This window comes from Erwinia sp. V90_4, from assembly GCF_029967685.1.
In the GTDB taxonomy this organism is placed as follows: Bacteria; Pseudomonadota; Gammaproteobacteria; order Enterobacterales; family Enterobacteriaceae; genus Erwinia; species Erwinia aphidicola.
The window spans coordinates 26,824-46,412 of sequence record NZ_JASCAQ010000056.1 but is presented as its reverse complement, the minus strand read 5'-3'; the positions used below and the strand labels follow the sequence as shown (position 1 = coordinate 46,412).

The window sequence follows — 19,589 nt, the reverse complement described above, 5'->3', positions numbered from 1 at the left end:
TCCGACACGCTCAGGCTGGCGAAATGCCCGCTCTATAAATGATTAAAATATCGGCATCGCTACGTAAAATTTTGAGGACGATACCCCTGCGAATTATTCAGATTTCACGTAGCGTTGCCAATCTCTGGCTGGATGAATACTGACCGATATGACTCAGATTGCCGGCTTCAGCAGCCCCAACTTGCTGACATCAATGGATGAAGACATTTCGCAAAGACTCGCCTCCTTCGTTAACCAGCGAGAGGCATTCTCGTCTAACACGTGGAAACAGCTCCTCAGCGTCATGCGGGTATGTTGGCGCTGGGCACAAGAAAACCATCGTTCATTCCTGCCGATGTTGGCGGAAGATCTACAGGATTATCTGCTGCATCTGCAGAATGCTGGCCGAGCAGCATCTACGATTTCAACGCATGCAGCTCTAATTTCTATGTTACACCGTAACGCCGGCTTCATTCCCCCTAACGTCTCGCCCGTTGTGGTGCGTGCCAGGAAGAAAATTAACCGTAAGGCAGTATCATCCGGTGAACGTACTGGCCAGGCGGTACCCTTCTGCAGGGCAGACCTCAATCGGCTGGATAAAATTTGGCAAGCTTCACCTCGCCTGCAGCTGAAACGTGATTTGGCATTTTTGCATGTGGCGTATAGTACACTTCTTCGAATGAGCGAGATGTCGCGCCTGCGAGTGAGAGATATTAGTCGAACTGAGGACGGCCGAATCATCCTTGATGTCGGTTGGACTAAAACTATTCTTCATTCTGGTGGCATTGTTAAAGCGTTGAGTGCTCGCTCATCTCAGCGTTTAACAGAATGGATTGACGCCGCCGGACTGAACGACGAACCTGATGCGGTGCTGTTCTGCCCTATTCATCGTTCTAATAAGATTGTCAGTGTGACTACGACCCCTATGAGTGCGCCGAGTCTTGAAGATATCTTTTGTCGCGCCCGAAAAGCGATCTGCGAAAAAGAGCGTGTGAAAACCAACAAGGGACGTTACGCAGGCTGGAGCGGACACAGTGCGCGCGTGGGGGCCGCACAGGATATGGCAAGAAAGGGCGTTCCACTCGCCCAGATTATGCAGGAAGGCACCTGGACTCAAACCCAGACTGTGATGCGCTATATACGTATGGTTGAAGCGCATAAAGGCGCAATGGTTGCACTGATGGAAGAAGATGACGGTGTGATTTAAGTGATTATTTATATTTTAATATTAGGTATAACTCACACGTAAATGCGTTTGTCGTCAATTGTCAGCGTCTTAACTGCTTCTGCAGGATCAAGTTCCAGGTAATTATCTCTAGCCAGTATTCATCCAGTTTCAATCCCTATGCAGTCGTGGATCCGGTAAAATCGCTGGAAAATTGTAGCCTTAAAGTACTGTCCAGGAGCAGCCGAGCTGCACCCAGTATAGGAATCAGGTATACCATTGATGGCGCCCTGTAGTACCTGAGTGACGATTTCGTATGACCCCAATGTTTGAGCTCTATAATTAGAATCTCTATAGTTCTGACCTCATTAGGTGCTTTTCTACTTTGTGCCTGTGGCAGGTTACACAGCCACTACATATAGTGTCAGGGTGAAAATCCGCCGTCGGGAGGGGTGGGATCCGGTTCTGGCGGTTTTTCGAGCTGCGGGTTTAACAGGACTTTGTTGAATAAGGGGGGCAGTTTGGAGATTGGAGATTTTTGTACATTAATCGCATAATTTAACCAATCTCGATGCGTAACTTTTTTAGTCATTCAGTTTTACCGATGATTTTATCGTCATTTTTAAAAATTAATTTTATTATTCTACGACCCAGTAAAGAAAAAGATATCAGTGAGCTGATGGTGATGACAAATTTCGACACTTCAGCTGAAGGTGTAAAGGTGAAGAATCCCGGATAAATACCCACACCACTTAGGAATAAAAACCCAGTCATTATTGACAAGAGTAATATTAAATTTTTCAAGATTAACTTCAATTTATCCTCCTTATGACCCACCCGAAACACGCAGCGGGTAATGATTATTTATTGGGTGCAGGAGCCGCCCATTCCACCAGAGTTACAGCTTCCAGATGAATTATTACCACCGTTACCGCTGAAACAACCGCCTGCAAACGTACCACCGGCCATGCCTAAATCTGCCCCGGCAATAACTCCACCGATCATACCATTATTACAGGATGCACTACACTCTGACTGTAGTTTGAGTTACCTTTATTTTGTGACCCCGCCCCTCCCTCATTACTGCTGTTGTTACATTCTTAATTAAACGGTGGGTCGTTACGACCGCCTGCGCCAGAAACTTCGGCTAAAAAATCTCTTTCGATTACTTTCATAAACACTTCCTTTGTTATGACATTGGTGAAATTCATGGCAATTCTTTGTTAGATAGACTAATACATTGCCACAGCATTATTTTCAACTTTTATTTTTATGAAAATCGGAAAGTACTGGCGTTATCTGGCGTTTTTTCACTTTCCTCTATTTCTTATTATTGAAATATATAGTCTTTTATTAAATCGCTTTATATTAATTAAAAAATCATGCCACGATATGGGAATTTTATGTATTTGAGTGGCTTTGTTGATTAAACTGAACTTTTTCCGTAGTCAGGATAAGGTCACCACACTCCTGATTCTTTAGCTGTATCCCGTGGCAAAACAAAAGTTCAAAATCACAAACTGGGCTACCTACAACATGGGGCACTGTTGCAAAGATCTGTTGCTGGATCTTTTCGCCCGCAAACCGGTAGGTTGGGCACTATCGTATTCACCAAACTCAGACCTCACCATAAAAGCACTTTAATAGTTACAACACCCGGTTACAAAGCCATTCAGTTCCGGGCCTCCGGCCCGGGGCGGCGGGGCTTTGCAGTGGGGAGCTGGAAGCTTACCGTTTCTATGGAGCTGAGGTTTACACAGAAAAATGGAACAGAATCGTGTGTGTTGTAACTAATATCCCTGTTATCTATTACTCCGGATTATCTGGGAAGATATCGTTAATAGATTATCTCGTATAATTTATCTGACATATTCATCCTTTTCTTTGCACTGACATGCTATCCAACCTACTGAGCATCAGCCTCCACCACCCCACCTGACTTACGGAAATCAATCACCAGGGTACTGTTGACAACATAGGCGTCATACTCGGGCCCCTGAGAAAGATAGTTATGCGGCTTTGCCGCCCGAATCAGCTCAGTCGCTCTGATTGATTTTAACGGTAAGTCGGCATGGGCGATTAGCGCCTGCCAAATCCAGGGTTCTGACTCGCCCAGCATTTTCATGCGTATGTTGTTAATCAGGGGGAGATTTTTGATATTAGTTCGCACCTCAGGCTCATCATCTAATTGACCGATAAATGCCATGCTATCAATGCTGCGTGCGGGCAGTCGGTAGAAGTCACTTTTAATTTGAGCCATCACGCTAAACTCGTAGCGCTGGCTGTTGACCACCGTGTTAAAGCAGGCCAGCATCACCACCAGATGGTACAGCAGCAGAACCCCGCTCAGCCCAGCTAACCACCGCCTCAACGCAGGCCATGCCTGAACGCTGATATAAAAGCAGAACAGCAGAGTCACTCCCCAGGCTGCCAGCATGCGCGGAACAAAAACCGGGCTGGCCAGCATAAGCGAGAGTCCGGCAACGGATGCAATGGCCACTGGTAGTGTTGTTGACAGCAGCAGCAGAGTGGAGACATTGAGTCTTTGCTGCTGCTTTAACCGGATTCCAGTAATGCCAAGGCCGACGGCAGCAAACAGAACAGAACCCCAAACAAACCCGGCTCGCCACCCAGGGTAAGCGCTGAAAAACAGGGAGTAATAACGTCTGATGCTTTCAGTCAGAATATGCAGCGCGCCCGGCCCGGGAATCAGCAGCTGATTATGCTGCATGCTGTATAAATCCGCTTTATCAATCAGGGGGCCGCTGATGCCGTATTTATAGATCAGCACAGCGATCAGCAGCGCGAATATCTTGACGCCAAGCCATTGCCAGACGGGTAAATGTTGAATAATGCGGCATACAATCAGTAACGCCACGCAGCCAATAAACAGGTTTAAGCCGGACTGATACAGCGTCAGAACCATCAGCAAAAGCAGCACGTCAAGGATGAGCTGCTGCAACCCGCCCGGCCTCAGCTTCAGGCTGGCCATCATCGCAATGGCGAAGGCAAGCTGGATGGTCAGACTGTCATAGGCGTAAAGCAGGCACTGCACCAGAAAAGGGTTAAGGATGATGAACAGGGGGGGTATCAGCGCCCAATAACCGGTGAGTGGGATGCGCAGCTTCTCGATATAGATCACCGAGGCAATGCTCAGCGCCAGCAGACCGATTAACAAATTAAGCGGTGAGATATCGCTAAGGTTGCTGCTGAACGATAGCATCGACTGCAGCAGCCAGGTCATTGGCCGGCCATTTGACAGCCACGCCGAGGTGCTGCCATTAAATATCCGGTACAGATCGTCACGGTAATAGAGTTTGCTGGTCCAGACCGGCAGGGTCGCCAGCAGCGCTATCATGAAGGTAAAGACTATCTGCCGTAAACGGGAAACGGGCTGAAGCTCACTGGCCGTCATTTTTCTTCCTCAGCACGCTCTCAATAATATAACGCGGCCTGTTCTTACTCTCGGTATACATCCGACCGATATATTCACCGAGAATACCAATGCCAATCAGCTGCACACCGCCGAGGAACAGCATGACCGTCATCAGCGAAGAATAGCCGGCAACCGCATTACCCCAGATAAATTTTGATAGCACAATCCAGATACCATAAAGCAGAGAAATAACGGCGACGACGCCGCCTATATAGGTCCACACGCGGAGTGGCAGTGTGGAAAATGAGGTAATACCGTCGAGGGCGAAATTCCACAGGCTCCAGCCGTTAAATTTCGTTTTACCCACCACGCGCGGCATCCTGGCATAGTCCAGAATAGCGGTCTTGCCCCCCACCCACGGCATCATACCTTTCATAAACACGGTGTGCTCGGGAAGTGAACAGATCGCATCAACCGTATTGCGCGATAACAGGCGAAAATCGCCAACGTTCTCTTCAATCTTCTCGCGCGCTAACACGTTATGCATTTTGTAATACCAGCGCGAGGAGATACGTTTCAGGAAGGAATCAGCACTCCGATCGCTGCGCCGCGCCAGTACCATATCCACCCCCTTCTGTTGCCAGATGGTGACCAGCTCGGGAATAAGCTCTAAGGGGTCCTGCATATCAACATCCAGCGGAATAACGGCATCGCCAGTAGAATAATTAAATCCCGCCAGCAGAGCGGCTTCTTTGCCGAAATTACGACGCAAATTAACCAGCACCAGCCTCTCATCGTTGGCTATCAGTCGCTCAATCACCTCGGCGGTGCTGTCACTACTGCCGTCATTAACAAATATGAGTTCCAGCTGCAGATCGCCGAGGATATCCAGCGCGCGGTAAAAAACCGGTACGGCCTCCTCCTCATTCCACACGGGCACCACCAGAGATATCAGCATTCCGATCCTCACCTGAAAACGAAACGGTTGGCAAAAAAGAAACCGATCACCAGACTTAACGCAGAAAAAATTATCAGCGTAAGGAAGGGATTGAGCACCATTAAGTCCCCACACCAGCCGGTAAAGAGAGCGAAAAACGCCATAAAGCTGACCCACAATAGATAGCGCTTAAGCGACACAGGGCTACTGAACGTCCAGCGGGCGTTAATAAAAAAGCTCACCGTTACCGCGCAGGCAAAGGCGACTGCGTTGGCGCTGGCCTGATTAAAATGAAACAGGCTATAGCCGGTGAAAAACACCAGCCAGTGCACCAGGGTATTAAGCCCCCCGGTTAAGCCATAGCGGATAAAGGTGATTGGAATACCGTAAACGGTACCTGCAGAAATGCCCTTATTACCCATCGATATTCCTCAGGAACAGTCGCTGGCAAAACTGGTGATACACAAGCATAGCGGGGAATCTCATCATTCGCCGCGGAATATGTCTATAGCTAAAGCATTGACTTAATTTTGGATAATAAGAGAATGTTCGCTATCTCATCACCACCGTAATGAACCGGAGCACACCATCACCCGCCCTCGCCGCTTGCCATCGTTATCCAGCATGAAGACAGTTAGCACAGCCTGCGTAGCTCTCCTGCTGCTGGTCAGCTGCTCTTCGCAACCGCCAAAGTCGCTGGTTACTCCTTTCCCGGTGGTCACAAAGCCATTGCCGGTGGAACCGCAGCAGGGTCAGCCGCCGTTAAGAGGTGTCTGGTTGGCAACCGTTTCCCGCCTTGACTGGCCGCCGGTGGCCTCAGTCAATGCCAGCAGTGCCGCCGCGCGCATCAGCCAACAGCAGAAAGCGCTGACCGATAAGCTGGATAAGCTGAAAAGTCTCGGTGTCAACGCCGTGTTTTTCCAGGTGAAACCGGATGGCACTGCGCTGTGGGCATCCAAAATACTGCCGTGGTCCGATATGCTGACGGGCGAGATTGGCAAGGATCCTGGCTACGACCCGCTGCAGTTTATGCTGGATGAAGCTCACAAGCGCGGTATGAAAGTCCACGCCTGGCTCAACCCTTATCGCGTGTCGGTGAACACCAAAGCGTCCACCGTTGCTGAGTTAAACCGCACGCTGTCGCTGCATCCGGCCAGCGTTTACGTGCTGCATAAAGAGTGGATCCGCACCGCCGGTGACCGCTTTGTGCTGGACCCTGGCATCCCGGAGGCGCGTGACTGGATCACCAGCATCGTGGCCGAAGTGGTGGCGCGTTATCCCGTTGACGGCGTGCAGTTCGATGACTATTTCTATGCGGAATCCGCGGGTTCGATGCTCAACGACTCTCAGACCTTCCGGACCTATGGTCAGGGCTTTGCCAGCAAAGCGGACTGGCGGCGGCACAACACCCAGCAGCTGATTGAACAGGTATCACGCACCATCAAACAGCTGAAGCCTGACGTGGAGTTTGGCGTCAGTCCGGCGGGGGTATGGCGCAACCTTTCGCACGATGCGGCCGGCTCCGACACGCGCGGCGCGGCGGCATACGATGAAGCCTATGCCGATACTCGCCGCTGGGTGCAGCAGGGGCTGCTGGACTATATCGCCCCGCAGCTCTACTGGCCCTTTGCCCGCCAGGCGGCACGCTATGACGTGCTGGCAAAATGGTGGGCGGATGTGGTCAAGCCGACTCATACCCGCCTCTACATTGGCATCGCGCTGTATAAAGTGGGTGAGCCGTCAAAAAATGAACCTGACTGGATGATTGGTGGCGGCGTGCCCGAGCTAAAAAAACAGCTCGACCTGAACGAATCTGTGCCGCAAATCAACGGCACCATCCTGTTCCGGGAAAACTACCTAAACCAGATGCAGACGCAGGAGGCGGTTAACTACCTCAGAGAACGCTGGGGCGAATAAATGGCAAAGTCAGGCCGCAAAAGTTTCTGCCAGAGGCACGCCGATTAACACACAAATGTGTTAACCGGCGGCTAATAATCCCGCCAATCTATTTGGTGCTTCTCTTATGCTGAGTAACCGTAGCAAGTAAAACCCTGAAATTTTTATCAGGTTACGCTCGCTGTATCACATTCACTAAAGGGAAAGGCCAATGAAAGTACAAAAGATTGAACAGCCAGCGGCTATAGAAGTGTTAGAACCCTGGGGCAGCGTTGACGGTCTGCCGGAAACGTCGCCAATTCAGCTGTCGGGTATTCAGAAAGTGATCCCGGGAAAAGAAGATATTGATACCGGTATTTTCGAGTGCAGCGCCGGCAGCTATCGCCGCTCGGTGAAGCAGGCCGAGATAATGCACTTTCTCGCCGGCAGCGGTTCCTTCACGCCGGACGGCGAAGAGACGTTGACCTTCAAAGCTGGCGATTCCTTTTTCTTCGAAGCGAACACCGCAGGTACCTGGGTGGTCGACACGCAGATGCGCAAACTCTACGTCATTTTTGATGCGAGCTAATTTCTGCCCCCACTCCTGCTATTATCCGTGAATCATTTCGCAATACCGGACAGGAGAAATAGCGTGGCAGATTTCAACAGCCTCATTGAGAACAGCGTTGGCTATGAAGAGTTCGTCAGCCAGGGGACAGCGCAGGAGATCGCGCAGCTGCGCATTGAGCAGGAGAAAATCACTCGACCGGACTTTCTCAGTCAGGAAACCACCGCGGATATCGCGGCGCTCTCAGGAAAATTCGTCATCCTGGCGGCCGCAGAGATGTGGTGCCCGGACTGCCAGCGCAATATGCCGGCAATTAACGCGCTGTGCGAGCGCTATCCTGATGCTCAGCTGGCCGTGATCACCCGCGATCAGTCAGAGTCACTGTTCAAACAGCAGTTCAGTCTGGATAAAGTACGCATCCCGTTTGCCGCAGTGCTGGATGCACAGCTTTCCCCACTGGGTGCGTTTGTCGAGCGGCCAAAGTCGCTACAAAGCGGCGCTGAAGAGGCCCTGCTCGCCTACAGGCGCGGCGAGCGTCTGGCCGATACGCTTGAAGAGATTGTCAGCATTATGCGTCAAAACTAATCATTTCCTGTCCCGGCCCGTCCAACGCGGCGCCGGGTTTGCCTTCCCTTCAACCCGCTTCTTTTTCGCTGTAACTCCTCATAAGTCACTGTAAATAGTGAAAAGTAATGCTCTGCCACTCATGCTGACAAAAATTTTACAATGATAATCTTAAAGAAAATGATTATCATCTGCATTGCGATTTCCATGTTAGCGAGATTTAATGTCGCCAAAATGGGCACGCCGCCAATAAACGCCATACCAAAAAAATAATGCTTCCGCGTGGGGAACGATGATGTCTTTTAATTTCAGGGAAAACAATGCACGGCGCATGCCGTATATGGCGACAACGTTTGCCGTCTCGCTGCTGGCACTGGCGATCAACTCATTGCTTCATCCGGCGCAGGCCGCCAGTGAGGAAACGGCTGTCGCCCAGCCCGATCTGGTGGTCGATGCCACAGTTGATAATGCCGCCGATGAGCAGCAGGACTACAGCGTTAAAACCACGCGCGCAGGCACCAAAATGCTGTTGACGCCGCGCGATGTGCCGCAGTCGTTCAGCGTTGTGACCGGGCAGCGCATGCAGGATCAAGATCTGCAATCAGTGGGTGACGTGCTGAATAATACTACCGGCGTCTCCGCCGAAATTATCGACAGTGAACGCTCGGCCTACTTCGCCCGTGGATTCCAGATAACCAACTACACCTTCGACGATATCCCGACTTCCGCCAGCGATAACTGGAACTATGGCGATGCCGGGGAAGATACGGCGATTTATGACCGCATCGAAATAGTGCGCGGTTCCACCGGGCTGATGACTGGCGCGGGCAGCCCGGCGGCGTCGGTCAATATGGTGCGCAAGCACGCCGACAGTAAAGAATTTACCGGCAACCTCAGCTCCAGCTACGGCAGCTGGAATAAGCAGCGTTACGTTGCGGACGTTTCCGGTCCGCTGAACGAGGCTGGCAGCGTGCGTGGACGCGTGATAGCGGGTTATCAGGATCAGGACAGCTCGCTGGACCGCTACCACAAAAGCAAAAAATTCCTTTATGGCGTAATCGATGCTGACGTAACCGATAACACCACCGTGTCGCTGGGCTACGATTATCAGCAGAGCAATACAGGCAATCCGACCTGGGGCGGGCTGCCAACCTGGTACAGCAACGGCTCACGCACTGGCTATGACCGCAGTACCAATCCGGCGGCCGACTGGGCACGTTACAGCCTCGATTCACGTAAGGTGTTTGCAAACGTAACGCACGATTTCAATAACGGCTGGAATTTCCGCGTCAATGCCACGCACGCCGAACAAACTTTCAACGACAAGCTGCTCTACGTGATGGATTTCCCGGACGTGGTCACCGGGCAAGGCACCTCGGGCTTTGGCAGCCTCGATCGTGGTAAGCGAAAGCTGGATTCAATCGATACTTACGCCAGCGGGCCATTCGAACTGTTCGGCCGCCAGCATCAGATGATGGCCGGGGTCAGCTACAGCCGCCAGCACAATGCCACCTACAGTGCCGACGGCGCCCTCGACAGCAGCCAGATGGGCAGCTTCAACGATGCATGGAGCGGCAACGTGGCCGAACCTGAGTGGGGAGACTGGTATCAGAATGCTGACGACGTGGTGCGCCAGAAATCGGCTTATAGCGCCGCCCGTTTCTCACTGGCCGATCCCCTGTCGCTGATCCTCGGCGCGCGCTATACCCAGTGGAGCACTAATGGCAGCAGTGGTGACGTGACTAAAAACAACATCACTCCTTACGGTGGGCTGATGTATGACATCAACGAAAGCTGGTCCGCCTACGCCAGCTACACCTCCATCTTCCAGCCGCAAACCTATCGCAACAGAGACGGTCGCTACCTCGACCCGGTTACCGGAAAAAGTTATGAAACCGGACTGAAATCCGCGTGGATGGATGGCCGCCTGACGGCAACGGTGGCGGTATTCCGCATTGAGCAGGAAAATGCTGCGCAAACCGACGGCAGCAACTTCGTTAACGGCAGCAGCGAACAGGCGTATATCAGCACGCGAGGGGCCGTAAGTAAAGGCGCAGAGTTTGAACTCAACGGCGCGTTAACCGATAACCTGCAGATGACCTTTGGCGCCACGCGCTATGTGGCCAAAACAGAGAGCGGCCGTTACAACAGCAATATGCCGCAGACTTCGTTCAAGCTATTCAGCCGCTACCAGTTGCCGATGCTGCGCGACCTGACAGTCGGTGGCGGCATCAACTGGCAGAACCGCACCTACCAGGATGCTACCGGGCCGGACGGGGAAACCCAGCGTGTCTATCAGAGCAGCTATCCGCTGGCTAACCTGTTTGCCCGCTATCAGGCAACGAAGCAGGTGGCAGTGCAGGCCAACATCAACAACCTGTTTGACCGCAGTTACTCTGCCTGGGCCAGCGACTATACGCTGTACGGCGAACCGCGTAACTACTCTGTCAGCCTCACCTATGCTTTCTGATAAGCGCTTCCCCCGGTTCACTGCCGGGGAGATTGACCATCGGCGGCGGCAGCTATTGATCGCGCTGGCGCTGGCCCCCTGGCTAACGGGATTACCCGCCCGCGCTGCGCTGCCAGAGCCGCGCATTATCGCCCTCGAATGGCTGCCGCTGGAGATGCTGTTTGCCCTTGGCGTGCTGCCAATTGCCGCAGCGGATACCCACGAGTATCGCCTGTGGGTGAAGGAACCCGCCCTGCCCGCCAGCGTGCTCGACATCGGGCTGCGTTCAGAGCCTAACCTCGAATTTATGGCGCAGCTTAAACCGGACCTGATTATTTATTCGCAGGGTTACGGGCCGCACGCGCAGCAATTGCAGAAGATCGCCCCGACGATGGAGTTAGCTTTTATTGATGAGGACGGCCAGCCCCTGGCTAAAGTGCGCAGCGGATTGCTGGGGCTGGCTGAGCGCTTAGGGAAAATGGCAGAAGCCAGAGCACATCTGGCGTGGTTTGACCAACAGCTGGCGCAAGCCCGCGACCAGCTGGTAGCCTGGCGCCAACAGCCGCTGCTGGTTTTTACACTGCTCGATGAACGCCACGTGGTGATCCTCGGTAAACGCAGCCTGTTCGGCAACGTGATGCAGCAGCTGGGCATAGAGAATGCCTGGCAGCAGCAGGACAGTTTCTGGGGAACGGCAACGGTGGGAATTGAGCATCTGGCAAAGCTGCCAGCACTGCGGGCGGTGTGTCTCGATCATGGAGATGAAAGCTTGCGCAGCCGCGTCAGCGCTTCGCCGCTGTGGCAGGCTCTTCCTTTTGTGCGCCAGAGGACGCTGCGAACGGTTCCGGCTATCTGGATATTTGGCTCAACCCTGGCGGCTCTGCGCTTCACCCATATGCTGCAACAGCTGGACAGAATCTGGCAAAACTAACGCTATCCGACAGAGACGGATAGCGTTATTGATTAGCGACTGACTTCGTGGCCGATAACGCCACCGATCGCCGCACCGCCCAGGGTTCCCCAGGTGCTGCCGCCGGTCAGCACTGCGCCACCCACCGCACCGACACCGGCGCCGATAGCGGTATTCCTGCCACGATGGGACATGCCGCACGCCGTCAGTGAAAACGTGACCAGCAGAACAACGGCAACAGTACAGCTGCGTTTTAAAAGCATTCAAGACCTCATCACCATTAGAATTAATGGAAGGTAAAAGTGTTAATTATGATTTTTCTGGTGCCAGAGTACGGGGTCGTGCCCACTCCCCGGCGCAGGAAATTTACTGCTTATCCCTGTTTTGCGACAGGTAAAAAATCCTATTTCAGTACCAGCTTTTGTTGGTTACCTGTTTAGCGATCGTCCGGCGTTAATTTTGTGATACTTCCGGCGTAAAAGGCGTGAAAAATTCGTTGATTAAATAATTTCATCAAGTTATCAATAAAGACTTTCCCTCGCTGGCCGATACTCGATCTCATCTGGCTGCGCTTTGGGCCAACAACTCTTAATGTGAAGCGTAATCATGAGCGGGACTTTTAGTAGCGACGATGCCAAACGTCTGGCTGCCCTGGAGATGTTGAAATCCGAGGATGCGGCGCGCGATGATATTTTAAAAAAATTCAGCCAGCTGGCCAGCGAACTGCTGGAAATCCCCGGGGGTTTCGTATCGGTGCTGGACGATGAAAACCAGTACATTAAAGCGGCCTGCAACTTCGATCTGAAACAGACCTCGCTGCAGGATGCGTTCTGCCGCCACACGCTGGAGCTGGATGACGTGCTGGTTTGTGCTGATACGCATCTTGATCCACGCTTCAGCGCGCATCCTCTGACGCTTGGCGCGCCCTTTATCCGTTTCTATGCCGGCGCCCCGCTGCGCAACCGTGAAGGCATCATCATCGGCACGCTGTGCGTCACAGATACCCAGCCGCATGCCTTCAGCGCAGAGAAAGCCGCGCTGCTGGCACTGCTTGCAGGCCTGGTGGTGGGCTACCTCGATGCCTGGTATATCACCGGCTATCAGGATGTCGTCACGCTGCTGCCTAACCGCCAGCGGCTGCTGAAGGATATTGAACTGCTGCAGCAGGCGGGCAATAGCGAACCGCATAATCTGACGCTGATTGACTGCATTGATATGCCGCGCGCCTATGAGATCGCCCGTTCAGTAGGAATGAATGCGGTGGAAACGCTGCTCAAAGAGATGGCAGCCACGCTGCGTACCCGCCTGCGTTTGGACAGTGATGATGTGCTATACACCGTTGCACTGGGCCGCTTTGCCCTGCTGAGCGACAAGCCCGACGCACCCAGCGGACGTGAGCTCAGCCAGCGCCTCGGCGGCATTCGCGCACAGATTTTCGATAATATTACGGTTGATGCCAAACCGTATCTCGGGGAAGTCAGCTTTGTTCCGGTCGATTCGCAAGTTTCGGAAGTGTTGCGCCGCGCAGTCAGTGCGCTGCATGAAGCAATCAGCCTGAAACAGAACTATATGGCCTATAACGCCGACAGCGATGGGCGCAGAAATCAGAGCTTCCGCCTGCTAAACGACCTGGCCGCAGCGCTACGCGGCACGCCGGGGCTTTATCTGGTCTATCAGCCACAAATCTCGCTGCGCAACGGCAAACCCGTCGGACTGGAAACGCTGCTGCGCTGGGATCATCCGCTTTACGGCAATATCCCGCCTGACGAATTTATCCCTCTGGCTGCACAAACCAACCTAATGGAGGAGCTGACCGACTGGGTGTTAGACCATACGCTGGCGCAGCTTAAACTGTGGCGGAGTAAAGGACTGAACCTACCGGCGTCGGTGAATCTGTGCGTCAGCGATTTTTCGCGCCCGGACTTCGCCAACAAGCTGGAAGAGAAGCTACTGCGTGCAGGATTGCAGGCTGAAGATCTCAATCTTGAATGTCTGGAAACCGAGCAGGTGCTGGAGAGCGCCGAGGCGCGGCGCGGGCTGGATATGCTGAAGCTACGCGGCTTTCGCATCGCGCTGGATGATTTCGGATCTGGTTACAGCAACATCAACACGCTGCGCCGCATCCCGGTTGACGTTATCAAGCTCGACCGTTCGCTGATCCAGCAGCTGTCGCACGATCCGGCCAGCGAGGTGATAGCCCGCCACGTGATCACCATGCTGAAAGAGCTGGAGTATGTGGTGCTGGCCGAAGGGGTGGAGGATCTGCAAACCCTGGCATCACTGCAGCGATTAGGCTGCGATGAAATCCAGGGTTTTTATTACTCACGCCCGCTGATACCGGAAGGCCTGGAGAGCTGGCTTAGCCGCTACTACCCGCAGGCCAGCTAAGATCAGGACTCGATCCACACGGTCTGCGTGTTGGTAAACTCGCGCAGGCCAAAGTGCGACAGTTCGCGACCAAAACCACTTTTCTTCACGCCGCCAATCGGCACGCGCGGGTCAGAGAAGCTCGGCGAGTTGATAAACACACCGCCGGTTTCGATACGTGATGCCAGCTGCTGAGCGCGGGACAAGTCCTTGCTCCACAGGCTGCCGCCAAGGCCGAACTCAGAGTCATTCGCCATCGCTACCGCATGATCGGCATCATCCGCCACAATCAGCGAGGCAACGGGACCAAACAGCTCCTGATCGAAGCTGGTCATACCCGGCTTCACGTTGCTCAGCACCGTGGGGGCATAGTAGTTACCTTCCCCCGGCAGTACATGGCCACCCAGCAGCAGCGTTGCGCCCTCTTTCAGCGTCGCCTGCACCTGTGAGTCAAGCTCGTCGCGCAGATCGTAGCGCGCCATCGGGCCAATCCATACGCCGGCTTCACGCGGGTCGCCGATTTTCATTGCTTTAACTGCAGTGACAAATTTCTCGCAGAACTGGTCGAAGACCGCCGCTTCCACAATGATGCGCTTGGCCGAAATACACAGCTGGCCGTTGTTCATAAAGCGCCCAGCAATTGCTCCTTTAACTGCGGCATCAATGTCGGCATCGGCCAGCACGATAAACGCATCGGAACCGCCCAGTTCCAGCACGCATTTTTTGATTGCCGCACCGGAAAGCGCGGCAATTGCCGCACCGGCACGCACGCTCCCGGTCACGGTGACGGCGGCAATACGACGGTCGTTGATCGCCTGCGCCACACCGTCGTTGTCGGCATTGACCACGGCAAACAGCCCTTCCGGCACGCCAGCATCCTGCAGGATTTGTTGCAGCAGCAGCGCACAGCCCATGACGTTCGGAGCAGGTTTCAGCAGGTAGCTATTCCCCGCCAGCAAAATTGGCACCGCTCCGCGTAGCACCTGCCAAACAGGAAAGTTCCACGGCATCACCGACAGCACCGGGCCGAGCGGTAAATAGTCAACAAAGGCCTTATCGCCTTCGACCAGCGTCGGTTCACGCTCAAGGTAGGCAGGGCCGTGTTCGCCATACCATTCACACAGCTTTGCGCTCTTTTCAACTTCGGCCAGCCCCTGGTCAATCGGTTTGCCCATTTCACTGGTCATCATCTCAGCCAGCTCGCGTGCCTGCTGACGCAGGCCGCCGGCAATTGCGTTTAGCAACTGTACGCGTCTGGTCATCGCGCTGCTGCGCCAGGCCTGAAAGGCGTTATTAGTCTGTGCCAGCGCGCTGTCGACGTCCTGCGCCGTGGCAAATGGATAGCGGGCAAAGATTTCACCGCTGGTTGGATTACGAGAAATCGCTGCGTTTGAGGAAACCTGAGTCATGATTGCCGCCTTAAGTTGTTCACAATGGAATCCATCATAGGCTTGCCGTTGATTCTTTAAAAATGAATAATAAAGAAAGCTATTTACTCAGAAAGAGAATGATATGGATCTGACCCAGCTGGAAATCTTTCGCACTATCGCTGAAGAGGGCAGCATTACGGCGGCGGCAGAGAAGCTGCATCGTGTGCCTTCCAACATATCAACGCGCTTGAAGCAGTTGGAAGAGGAGCTGGAGTGCGAACTGTTCCGCCGGGAAAAGCTGCGCCTGTACATCACCGATAGCGGCAAAACCTTTCTCGACTATGCGCGGCGCATTCTGGCGCTGGCGACCGAAGCAAAACACAGCGTTTCCGGCCAGCTGCCCGGCGGGATTTTTACCCTTGGCGCCATTGAGAGCTTTGCGGCCGTACGCCTGCCACCGCTGATCGCCCGCTATCACCAGCACTGGCCGCAGGTTGAGCTGGATCTCTCAACGGGACCATCCGGCGATATGACCGACGGCGTGCTCGCCGGGAAGTATTCCGCCGCCTTTATCGACGGCCCGCCGAAGCACCCACTGCTGGAGGGTGTCGCGGTGGTAGAAGAAGAGATGGTGCTGATCTCGGCGCTCAACCATCCCCCCGTACCTGATGCCACCAGTATCTCCGGTTCAACCATCTACGCCTTTCGCGCCAACTGCTCTTACCGCCGCCTGTTTGAAAACTGGTTCTCACGCGAGAACGCCGCGCCGGGAAAAATTTTCGAAATGGAGTCGTATCACGGCATTCTGGCCTGCGTCAGCGCCGGAGCAGGTCTGGCGCTAATCCCGCGTAGCATGCTGGAGAATATGCCAGGGCGCGATAATGTGCATGCGTGGCCCTTAAGTGAGGGAATGGGGCAAATTGCCATTTGGCTGGTATGGCGCAAAGATACCCGTTCCAATAATTTGCAGGCGATGACTCGCCTGCTGGAAAATGAGTGCTAAACATGAGTGCTGTCGTTGCCCGGCAGCGCATGGAAGCGGCGTTTAAAATAAATTAATCCTGCCTCACTGCTTTCCGTCAGCCGGATGTGACGGGTTTCTACCAGGTACAGCTGGTGCGTGCCAAGAGCCCTGACCTGGCTGATAAAACCTTCAAGGCTGGCCAGCGCCTCAACGAGCACCGGCTGACCTAATGTCCCCTCCTGCCAACCGTCCAACAGGAAGCGATCTTCCATCGTCATTGTCGTCATACCGGCAAAATGGCGCGCCATCTCCTCCTGCTGGGGATTAAGTACATTGATACACATACGCTGATTTTTCTGAAACACCGGGTTCATCGCGCTGTTGAGATTAATGCACACCAGTAGTGTTGGTGGCGTATCAGTCAGCGGACACACCGCCGTCGCAGTGATGCCACAGCGCCCTGCGGCTCCCTGCGTGGTGACGATATTTACCGCCGCGGGCAGATTTGCCATCGCATCACGAAAATGTAAGCGGTGTTGGTTTTCATTCCACATAGTGCCCCCCATCCCTGAGCAGACGGTCAAGCTGGTTAATATCGCTGTTGCTATGCAGGTGCGGTTTTCTCCAGCCAGCGCGGTCATAGTCAGCCAGGCAGCGATCGACCATCTCCAGCATCCCATCCATCGCTCCCAAGCTGCGCGCATCGCGCAGACACTGTATGCGTACTTCATCCTGGCTACCGGCGTAGTTGATCTCGTACAGCTCATGGCGGCCGCCGAACTCACTGCCGGTAGCGTCCCACATCAGCTTCAGTATTTTGATGCGCTGCTCATGATCGATGCCGTTGGAGCCACGCACAAAGCGCGCAAGATACTGTTCAATCTCTGGATTTTGCAGGTCGCGCACGCTGGAAGGCAGATAGATTAACCCGCTGGCCACGTTACATTCGATGATATTTTTGATTTTCGCCCAGGCCATTGGCGCCATCACGCGGTAAGTATTCATCGCCTGAGAATCTGGCAGCCAGGCGCCGTTAATCCAGGGCTTGGCTTCCGCCGCCATCGCATCGCTCAGCGACCAGAACAGGTTACGCCAGGCGACCACTTCCCCCAGAGCCGCCTGCACGCCGCGAAACTCGATGGTGCCGGTACATTCGAGGCTTTTTTGCAGTAGTGCGGTTATAAAATCAAGCTTCACTGCCAGCCGCACACAGGCCTGCATCGGGTACAGCCGCACAAATCCACCCTCGGCATACCAGCGACGACAGCGGTCAAAATCGCGATAAACCAGAACATTCTCCCAAGGGATCAGCACCTTATCCATGACCAGAATCGCGTCGTTCTCGTCAAAACGGCTGGAAAGTGGATAATCAAACGGTGAGCCGGTAACACCGGAAGTGAGCTCGTAGGAGGCACGTGAAATCAGCTTCACGCCATCTGCATCCATCGGGGCAATAAACATCATGGCAAAATCCGGGTTATCTCCCATTACCTGCGCAGAACCAAAGCCGATAAAGTTAAAGTGGGTGAGCGCCGAGTTGGTCGCTACCACTTTGGCTCCGCTGACGATAATCCCCGCGTCGGTCTCTTTTTCGACTTTGACATAAACATCTTTCACTTCATCAACCGGCTTATTGCGGTCGATCGGCGGGTTGACGATGGCATGATTAAAGTAAAGGCCTGCCTCCTGAATGCGCTTGTACCAGCGGCGTGCGTTGTCGGCATAAGGGCCGTAAAAGTCGGGATTGGCACCGAGCGCGCTGGCAAAAGCAGCCTTGTAATCCGGGGTACGCCCCATCCAGCCATAGCTAAGGCGTGACCAGTCGGCAATCGCATCACGCTGCTGACGGATCTCCTGCGCTGACCGCGCATAGCGGAAGAAACGATGGGTATAGCCGCCGTTACCGCTGTCGGTGCTCCAGCACAGCTTGTCATGGCTCCCCGGCGCGTGGAGTGCATCATAGAGCATGGCAATCGATCCGGCAGCATTACGAAAAGCCGGATGGCGGGTAACATCTTTCACTTTCTGACCATAGATAAAAATTTCGCGCCCGTCCTGCAGGCTTTTCAAATACTCGCTGCCGGTGAACGGACGATTGATGGCGGAACGATGATCTTCGGGTTTCATACATTGCCTCTCAGGTTAAGAGTGGATAACGGCACCTACGCTCAATGCCGCAACAGGTTCCAGCGGCGGCGAAATTCGCTGGGTGAAAAACCAGCCAGACGATGAAAAAAACGGGCGAAATAGGCCGGGTCTTTATAGCCCAGCGCCAAGGAAATCTGATGGACACTGCTGTCGCTGAACAATAAGAGACGTTTTGCTTCACGCAGTAAGCGTTCGTGGATCAGTCGTTTGGGCGATTGGTTTGCCAGGCGCCGACACAGCTCGTTTAGTCGCGATTCACTAATTTCCAGCTCGCGGGCATAATCCGGCACGGTCAAATGCTGCGGGTATTTCTCGTTAACCCTATGGATGAAACGCCGCAACAGTTTCATTTCACCCCGCACGCTGACGTTAGCACCCTCGCCTCGTTCCATCTCTCGCAGCAGCATCATGAACACGCTTTGTGCCAGCAGGTGCAGTTGAGTATCACGCCCGTTTTGCTGATGGCCAAACTCGCTTGCCAGCAGCGGCCAAAGAGCCTCTAGCGCGCGCTGAGTTGCTGAGCCTGCATCCAGCGGCAGGCAGAATCCCGGGATCTCCAGCGCTTCACGGCTGCCGGGCCACAAAGCCTGCATCAGCGGCCAGATAAATTCTTGATGAACGGTAAGCACATGTCCGTCACTGTCCTTTTCGGTGATAAATGCGTGGGGGACGGTGGGGGGCGTGAGGATAAACAGTGGGGCCTGCAGTGAATAGTGGCGATCGTCCAGCAGCAGCTCAATTTCACCGCTGGTCAGATGATGCAGCTGGAAATAACAGCTGTGCCAGTGTGAGGGCATATTACGAACAACAAACCCCGCCAGCCGTAAAAAAACCGCATAGTGAACATCTTCGTCATACAGCCGGTCGTCGCACTGCTGGCTGATATTGATGTTTTCCATAACATGCTGTCCGTAGGT

At 53.8% G+C, this 19,589-nt stretch carries 16 protein-coding genes; 8 read left to right on the top strand and 8 right to left on the bottom strand.

The genetic code is table 11. From position 1 onward, the window contains the following. Positions 1–148 precede the first annotated feature (148 nt). Positions 149–1,186, top strand: a complete 1,038-nt coding sequence (locus QLG07_RS16390; RefSeq protein ID WP_282469697.1) for a tyrosine-type recombinase/integrase — start codon at positions 149–151, stop codon at positions 1,184–1,186. Between the two features lie 1,864 nt (positions 1,187–3,050). On the opposite strand, the gene QLG07_RS16385 is transcribed toward QLG07_RS16390, so the two are convergent. Genes QLG07_RS16385 through QLG07_RS16375 form a run of 3 tightly spaced genes read right to left on the bottom strand, consistent with a single transcriptional unit; the run spans position 3,051 to position 5,879 of the window. Next, positions 3,051–4,559, bottom strand: coding sequence for a glucosyltransferase domain-containing protein (locus tag QLG07_RS16385; protein ID WP_282469696.1), 1,509 nt, complete (start codon positions 4,557–4,559; stop codon positions 3,051–3,053). Continuing rightward, on the bottom strand, positions 4,546–5,478 hold the full coding sequence (locus QLG07_RS16380; protein WP_282469695.1) for a glycosyltransferase family 2 protein: 933 nt from the start codon (positions 5,476–5,478) through the stop codon (positions 4,546–4,548). The genes QLG07_RS16385 and QLG07_RS16380 overlap by 14 nt, the downstream gene beginning before the upstream one ends. An 8-nt stretch (positions 5,479–5,486) precedes the next feature. Continuing rightward, a complete protein-coding gene (locus tag QLG07_RS16375; RefSeq protein ID WP_133625260.1) occupies positions 5,487–5,879 on the bottom strand; it encodes a GtrA family protein in 393 nt (130 codons plus the stop codon). Positions 5,880–6,081: 202 nt separating this feature from the next. Here QLG07_RS16375 and QLG07_RS16370 point away from each other — a divergent pair, with 202 nt between their 5' ends. From QLG07_RS16370 to fhuD, 5 genes are all read left to right on the top strand, one after another. After that, on the top strand, positions 6,082–7,374 hold the full coding sequence (locus tag QLG07_RS16370; RefSeq protein WP_282469694.1) for a glycoside hydrolase family 10 protein: 1,293 nt from the start codon (positions 6,082–6,084) through the stop codon (positions 7,372–7,374). A gap of 190 nt (positions 7,375–7,564) precedes the next feature. Then, on the top strand, positions 7,565–7,921 hold the full coding sequence (locus QLG07_RS16365; RefSeq protein ID WP_048918556.1) for a cupin domain-containing protein: 357 nt from the start codon (positions 7,565–7,567) through the stop codon (positions 7,919–7,921). A 63-nt stretch (positions 7,922–7,984) separates the two neighbouring features. Continuing rightward, positions 7,985–8,485, top strand: a complete 501-nt coding sequence (locus QLG07_RS16360) for a thioredoxin family protein (protein ID WP_282469693.1) — start codon at positions 7,985–7,987, stop codon at positions 8,483–8,485. 274 nt (positions 8,486–8,759) lie between these two features. Continuing rightward, the gene (gene fhuE / locus QLG07_RS16355) at positions 8,760–10,934 is read left to right on the top strand and encodes a ferric-rhodotorulic acid/ferric-coprogen receptor FhuE (protein WP_282469718.1); all 2,175 of its coding nucleotides are present in this window, start codon (positions 8,760–8,762) and stop codon (positions 10,932–10,934) included. After that, entirely contained in the window at positions 10,924–11,844 is a 921-nt protein-coding gene (fhuD, locus tag QLG07_RS16350; protein ID WP_282469692.1) for a Fe(3+)-hydroxamate ABC transporter substrate-binding protein FhuD, read from the top strand. Before fhuE ends, fhuD begins: the two co-directional genes overlap by 11 nt. Before the next feature lie 32 nt (positions 11,845–11,876). Here the strand turns inward: fhuD and QLG07_RS16345 are convergent, their stop codons facing one another. Continuing rightward, positions 11,877–12,086, bottom strand: coding sequence for a glycine zipper 2TM domain-containing protein (locus QLG07_RS16345; protein ID WP_048918560.1), 210 nt, complete (start codon positions 12,084–12,086; stop codon positions 11,877–11,879). A gap of 343 nt (positions 12,087–12,429) precedes the next feature. Here QLG07_RS16345 and QLG07_RS16340 point away from each other — a divergent pair, with 343 nt between their 5' ends. After that, positions 12,430–14,211 carry a sensor domain-containing phosphodiesterase gene (locus QLG07_RS16340; RefSeq protein WP_282469691.1) on the top strand — a complete coding sequence of 594 codons (1,782 nt, stop codon included), beginning with the start codon at positions 12,430–12,432 and terminating at the stop codon, positions 14,209–14,211. 2 nt (positions 14,212–14,213) lie between these two features. Here QLG07_RS16340 and QLG07_RS16335 read toward each other — a convergent pair whose 3' ends face one another. Next, on the bottom strand, positions 14,214–15,599 hold the full coding sequence (locus QLG07_RS16335) for an NAD-dependent succinate-semialdehyde dehydrogenase (RefSeq protein WP_187496732.1): 1,386 nt from the start codon (positions 15,597–15,599) through the stop codon (positions 14,214–14,216). 103 nt (positions 15,600–15,702) lie between these two features. Between QLG07_RS16335 and QLG07_RS16330 the strand changes: the two genes are divergently transcribed. Further along, the gene (locus tag QLG07_RS16330; RefSeq protein WP_282469690.1) at positions 15,703–16,563 is read left to right on the top strand and encodes a LysR family transcriptional regulator; all 861 of its coding nucleotides are present in this window, start codon (positions 15,703–15,705) and stop codon (positions 16,561–16,563) included. Here QLG07_RS16330 and hpaC read toward each other — a convergent pair. Genes hpaC through hpaA form a run of 3 tightly spaced genes read right to left on the bottom strand, consistent with a single transcriptional unit; the run spans position 16,560 to position 19,571 of the window. Beyond that, complete coding sequence (gene hpaC / locus QLG07_RS16325) at positions 16,560–17,078, bottom strand: 4-hydroxyphenylacetate 3-monooxygenase, reductase component (protein WP_282469689.1); 519 nt, start codon at positions 17,076–17,078, stop codon at positions 16,560–16,562. The genes QLG07_RS16330 and hpaC overlap by 4 nt on opposite strands. After that, positions 17,068–18,651, bottom strand: a complete 1,584-nt coding sequence (gene hpaB, locus QLG07_RS16320; protein WP_282469688.1) for a 4-hydroxyphenylacetate 3-monooxygenase, oxygenase component — start codon at positions 18,649–18,651, stop codon at positions 17,068–17,070. The genes hpaC and hpaB overlap by 11 nt, the downstream gene beginning before the upstream one ends. 41 nt (positions 18,652–18,692) lie before the next feature. Beyond that, entirely contained in the window at positions 18,693–19,571 is an 879-nt protein-coding gene (gene hpaA, locus QLG07_RS16315) for a 4-hydroxyphenylacetate catabolism regulatory protein HpaA (protein WP_282469687.1), read from the bottom strand. Between the last annotated feature and the right edge of the window lie 18 nt (positions 19,572–19,589).

Bases quoted from the DNA above. Each gene is read 5' to 3' on its own strand.
- hpaB (WP_282469688.1), bottom strand. From the start codon at position 18,651: ATGAAACCCGAAGATCATCGTTCCGCCATCAATCGTCCGTTCACCGGC.
- QLG07_RS16390 (WP_282469697.1), top strand. From the start codon at position 149: ATGACTCAGATTGCCGGCTTCAGCAGCCCCAACTTGCTGACATCAATG.
- hpaC (WP_282469689.1), bottom strand. From the start codon at position 17,078: ATGTGGAATGAAAACCAACACCGCTTACATTTTCGTGATGCGATGGCA.
- QLG07_RS16340 (WP_282469691.1), top strand. From the start codon at position 12,430: ATGAGCGGGACTTTTAGTAGCGACGATGCCAAACGTCTGGCTGCCCTG.
- QLG07_RS16330 (WP_282469690.1), top strand. From the start codon at position 15,703: ATGGATCTGACCCAGCTGGAAATCTTTCGCACTATCGCTGAAGAGGGC.
- QLG07_RS16380 (WP_282469695.1), bottom strand. From the start codon at position 5,478: ATGCTGATATCTCTGGTGGTGCCCGTGTGGAATGAGGAGGAGGCCGTA.
- QLG07_RS16335 (WP_187496732.1), bottom strand. From the start codon at position 15,599: ATGACTCAGGTTTCCTCAAACGCAGCGATTTCTCGTAATCCAACCAGC.
- fhuD (WP_282469692.1), top strand. From the start codon at position 10,924: ATGCTTTCTGATAAGCGCTTCCCCCGGTTCACTGCCGGGGAGATTGAC.
- QLG07_RS16345 (WP_048918560.1), bottom strand. From the start codon at position 12,086: ATGCTTTTAAAACGCAGCTGTACTGTTGCCGTTGTTCTGCTGGTCACG.
- QLG07_RS16370 (WP_282469694.1), top strand. From the start codon at position 6,082: ATGAAGACAGTTAGCACAGCCTGCGTAGCTCTCCTGCTGCTGGTCAGC.
- fhuE (WP_282469718.1), top strand. From the start codon at position 8,760: ATGTCTTTTAATTTCAGGGAAAACAATGCACGGCGCATGCCGTATATG.
- hpaA (WP_282469687.1), bottom strand. From the start codon at position 19,571: ATGGAAAACATCAATATCAGCCAGCAGTGCGACGACCGGCTGTATGAC.
- QLG07_RS16385 (WP_282469696.1), bottom strand. From the start codon at position 4,559: ATGACGGCCAGTGAGCTTCAGCCCGTTTCCCGTTTACGGCAGATAGTC.
- QLG07_RS16375 (WP_133625260.1), bottom strand. From the start codon at position 5,879: ATGGGTAATAAGGGCATTTCTGCAGGTACCGTTTACGGTATTCCAATC.
- QLG07_RS16365 (WP_048918556.1), top strand. From the start codon at position 7,565: ATGAAAGTACAAAAGATTGAACAGCCAGCGGCTATAGAAGTGTTAGAA.